General features: G+C 63.5%; 6 protein-coding genes. 1 reads left to right on the top strand and 5 read right to left on the bottom strand.

The features are described from left to right. Positions 1–312: TolC family protein (locus tag BHQ40_RS23965; protein WP_171905953.1), on the top strand; the 312-nt coding region annotated here is incomplete at its 5' end. 12 nt (positions 313–324) lie between these two features. Here the strand turns inward: BHQ40_RS23965 and BHQ40_RS23970 are convergent. The 5 genes from BHQ40_RS23970 to BHQ40_RS23990 form a co-directional block, all read right to left on the bottom strand. Beyond that, complete coding sequence (locus tag BHQ40_RS23970) at positions 325–1,407, bottom strand: acyltransferase family protein (RefSeq protein WP_171905954.1); 1,083 nt, start codon at positions 1,405–1,407, stop codon at positions 325–327. Between the two features lie 342 nt (positions 1,408–1,749). Beyond that, positions 1,750–1,929, bottom strand: coding sequence for a hypothetical protein (locus tag BHQ40_RS23975; protein WP_070158223.1), 180 nt, complete (start codon positions 1,927–1,929; stop codon positions 1,750–1,752). A gap of 88 nt (positions 1,930–2,017) precedes the next feature. After that, positions 2,018–2,554 (bottom strand): 30S ribosomal protein S9, encoded by a 537-nt coding sequence (gene rpsI / locus BHQ40_RS23980; protein ID WP_083277134.1) that lies wholly within the window; start codon positions 2,552–2,554, stop codon positions 2,018–2,020. Next, on the bottom strand, positions 2,554–3,033 hold the full coding sequence (gene rplM / locus BHQ40_RS23985) for a 50S ribosomal protein L13 (RefSeq protein ID WP_083277135.1): 480 nt from the start codon (positions 3,031–3,033) through the stop codon (positions 2,554–2,556). The genes rpsI and rplM overlap by 1 nt, the downstream gene beginning before the upstream one ends. A 148-nt stretch (positions 3,034–3,181) precedes the next feature. Then, a partial coding sequence (locus BHQ40_RS23990; protein ID WP_070158224.1) for an ABC transporter permease occupies positions 3,182–5,203 on the bottom strand: 2,022 nt, incomplete at its 5' end.

The following is a 5,203-nucleotide window of genomic DNA, read 5'->3' on the forward strand; positions in this document are numbered from 1 at the left end:
TATCGCAAGGCGGCGCTGACGGCGTTCCGCGAGGTGGAGGATGCGCTGGCGGCGGCGAAGCATTCGGACGAGCAGGCGCGGATATTGGCGGCGCAGCGCGACGCGCTGTCGCAGGGGTTCCGCTACGCCACCAACCGCTACAAGGCGGGATATTCGCCCTATCTGGAGCAACTGGACGCGCAGCGCGGGTTGCTGGGGGCGGAACTGGCGCTGATCCAGGCGCAGGCCGACGCGCTGACGGCGCGGGTGGCGCTGTATCAGGCGATGGGCGGCGGATGGAGCGCGGAGGCGATTGCAGGGGTTGGGGGGTGAAGCCCCCTCCGTTCATGCCAGTCGCGGAACGCCCGACGGCCGGTCGATGTTGCGTAGCCAGGCTGCGGACAATTTGGCTCTGACCGGCTTGTCGACCTGCTGGTCCAGCGCCCTGCTCAACAGCACCAGCGCCAGTAAGGAGAAGAATGCCACCATGGCCAATGCAGGCTGTGACTGGCCTTTAAAAAGGACAAGGATGATGCCCAGCACAGGCATGTGAATCGCATAAAGGGGATAGGATACGCTGCCGAGAAAATCGGATATGGCGGCATGGCTGGACGAATGAACGCTGACCATGATCACCAGCGGGAACAGAAACAATATACAAAATAGTTCGAACAACGGCATGACCGTGGGTTGGTAGAGCAAGGCGCCCAGGCATATCGACAGGATGCACAGCCCCGGCAAGCGCCATGTGGGCAGCAGGTCCGCCCGATAGGCCCGGCACAACAGAACGCCAGCGGAAAAAGAGAAGCCCACGCGGAACAAGCCCACGAAGAAGGTCGCGGTGCTGAAACCGAGGTTTATGGTGCCATACTCCACCGCTATCGCCACCAAGGCCCCGGCGGAAAGCGCCGCGCAAAGCAGAAGGTTACGGACGCTGGTAAAGCGGTGCAGCAGCGCATAGGCCAGATTGCAGGCAAGTTCGAGAAACAGCGTCCAGGCCGGCGTGTTGAGCGGGAAAACTGCATGGGATTGCCCCATCGAGAATGACGGTAGCATCAGGCCATTGCAGAAGGCGGCCGCGGCGATCTCCGGCAAAGACGCCTCCATCCTGTCACCGCTGTTAAAGGCGAATATCCCGCCGAGCGTGATGCACACCCCCAATATATACATGGGATAGAGCCGGACTAACCGCATGCCCAGGAAGTGCGGCGCGGTCCATGCGCCCCGAAGTTTGGCGTCGTAGGAAAAAGCGACGACGAAACCGCTCAGCAAGAAGAAAAGATCAACCGCGAGATAGCCGCTATACGCATGAAACGGCCCGAAAACCACTCTCCAGTGCATTGTCGCGACAGCGATAGCCGCCACACCGCGCAAGGCGTTTAGCGTAGTGAATGTCTGCCTTGGCGCCGGCGCACCCTTACTGAGCACGACAGGCTCATCATTGGACATAAGAGCGGAATTCGAGATTTCCGATCCGCAACTTTTTAAATATCCAAAGATAAACGCAGGAATAATACACCCATTTTGGGCGAAATTATAAGTTATTCGCGTTTTATAAATTGTACGCGAGAACTACTATAAATAGATAATGGTATTTATGGCCGCGCATAAGTATATAATTATTACACGTTCAAAACGGTCGCGTTATGTCGTCTGGGGAAATATGAAATCCGTACCCTGTCTACATATGCGATACCAGTCATAATCACCAGATTCCGGCGGAAGTGAGCCGAAATCCGTACGCAATCACAATGCGGGGGATATTGCAGCCTACCGCAATTTCGCGATGCTGAGGCCGTCCTGCTTGGCGCGGGCCTTTGTCGATTCCTCACTGCGGGTCAGGGCCTTGGCGATGGCTTTCAATGCCATGCCTTTCTTGGCGAGGGTGTGGAGTTTCTGGATCTCGTCGGCGGTCCAGGGTTGTTTGTGCCGTTCGAAGCGTTCGCCCATTGGAACCTCCTGCTCCAAAAAGAAAAGGCCAAAAGAAAAGGGCGGCCCCGCAAGACCGCCCCTTCCCAAATATCGTTGTTGCCGAAGCTTAGCGCTTCGAGAACTGGAAGCTGCGGCGGGCCTTGGCGCGGCCGTACTTCTTGCGCTCCACGGTGCGGCTGTCGCGGGTCAGGAAGCCTTCGGCCTTGACCGCGCTGCGCAGGGCAGGCTCATACTTGGTCAGCGCCTGGCTGATGCCGTGCTTGACCGCGCCGGCCTGACCCGAAAGACCGCCGCCCTTGACGGTGGCGATCACGTCATACTGGCCTTCGCGCTCGGTCACGCCGAACGGCTGGTTGATCACCAGGCGCAGGGTCGGACGGGCGAAATAGATTTCCTGATCGCGGCCGTTGACCGTGATCTTGCCGGTGCCGGGCTTCACCCACACGCGGGCCACGGCGTCCTTGCGGCGGCCGGTGGCGTAGGCGCGGCCGAGACCGTCGATTTCCTGCTGGCGCAGCGGCGCGGAGGGTGCGGCCGAGACGGGCGCGGCGGCTTCGGCCGAAACCGGCGCGGAGGCGACGGCGGCAGGCGCGGCTGCGGTCAGCTCTGCGAGATCGGACAGGGACTGGCGGTTATCGGACATTAGGCACCGACCTTGTTCTTGCGGTTGCGCGACGCGAGGTCGAGCACTTCTGGGTTCTGCGATTCGTGGCTGTGTTCGGCGCCGGCGAAAACGCGCAGGTTGCGCATCTGCTGACGGCCCAGCGGACCACGGGGGATCATGCGCTCAATCGCCTTTTCAAGCACGCGCTCCGGGAAGCGGCCTTCCAGCACCTTGCCGGCGGTGACGCCCTTGATGCCGCCGGCATAACCGGTGTGCTTGTAATAGACCTTGTCGGTCAGCTTCTTGCCGGTGAACTTCACCTTGGCGGCGTTGACGATGATCACATTGTCACCGCAATCGACATGGGGCGTGTAGCTCGGCTTGTGCTTGCCGCGCAGAATGTTGGCGATGATCGACGCAGCGCGGCCAACGACGAGGCCCTCGGCGTCAATCAAAACCCATTTCTTCTCGACCGTAGCCGGGGTCGCCGGCTTGGTGGTCTTCATTAGCGCCTTCATGGCGACTACTCCTGTTGATGTCGTGCGAAGGCGACCGGAAAACCGATCACCACTCGAAGCGCGCGCTAATGACGGGTGGAGACGGATAAGTCAAGCGTTTGGGCCGCTTTGCGAGACGGTATCGCGACAGGCCCCCGCAATGCGCCCCTCAAAGCTGGCGCAGGGCGGAGGCGGGACGCGCGGCCAGCACCGGAAGCGAGCCGATGAGGCCAAGCGCGATCGTCAGGAATGCGCCGATTCCCAGCGTCAGCAGCACAACCGTCCAGTCCGGCGCCCATTCCAGCCCCAGCACATGCACCGCCACATACCAGCCGCCCACGGCCGACACGGCGAAGGCGATGAAAGCGACGATGAAGGCGAGCGCGGCATATTCCATCGCCTGCATCGCCAGCACCTGACGCCGGGTCGCGCCCAGCAGCTTCAGCAGGACCGAATCATAGGTGCGGGCGCGGCGGGCGGCGGCGATCGCGCCCACGAGCACAGCGATTCCGGCGGCGACCGCGACCGAGGCGGCGGCGCGGACGGCGGTGGACAACTGACCCAAGAGGTCGCCGAGCGTGGAGATCACCTCCTTCACGCGAATCAGCGAGGCGGAGGGGAAGGCGCGGGCGATGTCGCGATTGATGGCGCGTTCCTGCGTGGCGATGGCGGCGGCCTTCTGCGCATCGGGCAGGGTGATCGTTGCCAGATAGCTGTGCGGCGCGCCCGCCAGAGCGCTGGGCGAGAAGATCATGCCGAAATTGAGGCCCATCGAATCCCAGTCGATTTCCCGCAGGCTGGCGATTCGCGCGGGGATTTCGACGCCGAGCACGGAGACGGTCAGCATGTCGCCGACCTTCAGCGACAATGCCTTGGCGGCGCGCAGATCGACCGAGACGAGCGGCGGCCCGGCATAATCCTTCGGCCACCACGCCCCGTCGACGATGCGGTTTCCGGCGGGAAGCGTGTCGGCATAGGTAAGGCCCCGGTCACCGCGCAGGATCCAGGCGTCGTCGGGGATATTCTTCATGTCCGAAACGCGCTGATCGCGGACGGCGACGACCGGGCCGCGCAGCGAGGGCACCGTCACAATGTCCGCGCCGGGGGCGTGGCCATCGACGATCTGGCGGAAGCGGTCAACGCCGTCATAGGGAATGTCGATGGCGAAGAAGCTGGGCGCCTTTTTCGGAATGCTGGTCGCCATCTGGCCCGACAGGTTGGTTTCCACCACCGCCAGCGTCGCGAACAGCGAGAGGCCAAGGCCAAGCGCGATGACGAGGCGGCTGGTCTGCGCGCCGGGGCGGTGGAGATTCGCAAGGGTGAGGCGCGCAAGCGGGTGGCGCGGGCGGGGCAGCAGCGCGGCGAGGCGCTGGACCGCGCCACCCACCAGCGTCAGCAGCGCCAACAGGCCAACGGCGGCGGCGATGAACCAGAGGGCGAGGCGCGGCTCCTTCGCGGTCAATACGGCCAGTCCTGCGATGGCGAATGCGATAAGGAATGCGACGGTGATGACGGCCCAGCCAGCACCGCGCACCGGCTCCAGTTCGCCCCGGAAAAGCGTGGTTGCGCGCACCCGCCGCGCCTGCGCCAGCGGGATGACGGCGAACAGCAGTGCCGTGAGCAGGCCATAGGCGGCGCTGGTCAATAATGGCGCGGGGTAGAGGGCGAGTCGCGGCGGTATCGGCAATGCGTCGCCCGCGACGGCGGTGATGACAGGCGGGAGGAGTGCGCCGACGATGATGCCCGCAGCGATGCCCCCGGCGGCGACCAGCAGGATCTGGAACAGATAGGTGAGGAAGATGGTGCGGGAGGATGCGCCCAGCGCCTTCAGCGTGGCGATGGAGGATCGTTTCCCCTCCAGATAGCCGGTGACGCCATTGCCGACGCCGATCCCGGCAACCACCAAAGCGGTCAGGCCGACAAGGACGAGGAATTGCCCCATACGTTCGAGGAAGCGGCGCGCGCCCGGCGCGCCGTTGCTGCGGTCGCGCACTTCCCAGCGGGCGTCGGGCGAGGCGGCGTTGATTCGGGCGATGGCGGCCTGCGGGTCTGATCCGGCAGGAATGCGGATGCGATATTGGACATTATAGATGCTGCCGGGCTGGATCAGCCGGGTCGCCTCCAGACTGTCGAGCGTCACCAGCGCGGTCGGGCCGAAGGCGAAGCCGGAACCGAGCCGGTCGGGTTCATC

The organism is Sphingobium phenoxybenzoativorans (assembly GCF_001757355.1).
In the GTDB taxonomy this organism is placed as follows: domain Bacteria; phylum Pseudomonadota; class Alphaproteobacteria; order Sphingomonadales; family Sphingomonadaceae; genus Sphingobium; species Sphingobium phenoxybenzoativorans.

Excerpts from the sequence above, each read along its gene's own strand:
- BHQ40_RS23975 (WP_070158223.1), bottom strand. The coding sequence starts at position 1,929 with ATGGGCGAACGCTTCGAACGGCACAAACAACCCTGGACCGCCGACGAG.
- rpsI (WP_083277134.1), bottom strand. The coding sequence starts at position 2,554 with ATGTCCGATAACCGCCAGTCCCTGTCCGATCTCGCAGAGCTGACCGCA.
- rplM (WP_083277135.1), bottom strand. The coding sequence starts at position 3,033 with ATGAAGGCGCTAATGAAGACCACCAAGCCGGCGACCCCGGCTACGGTC.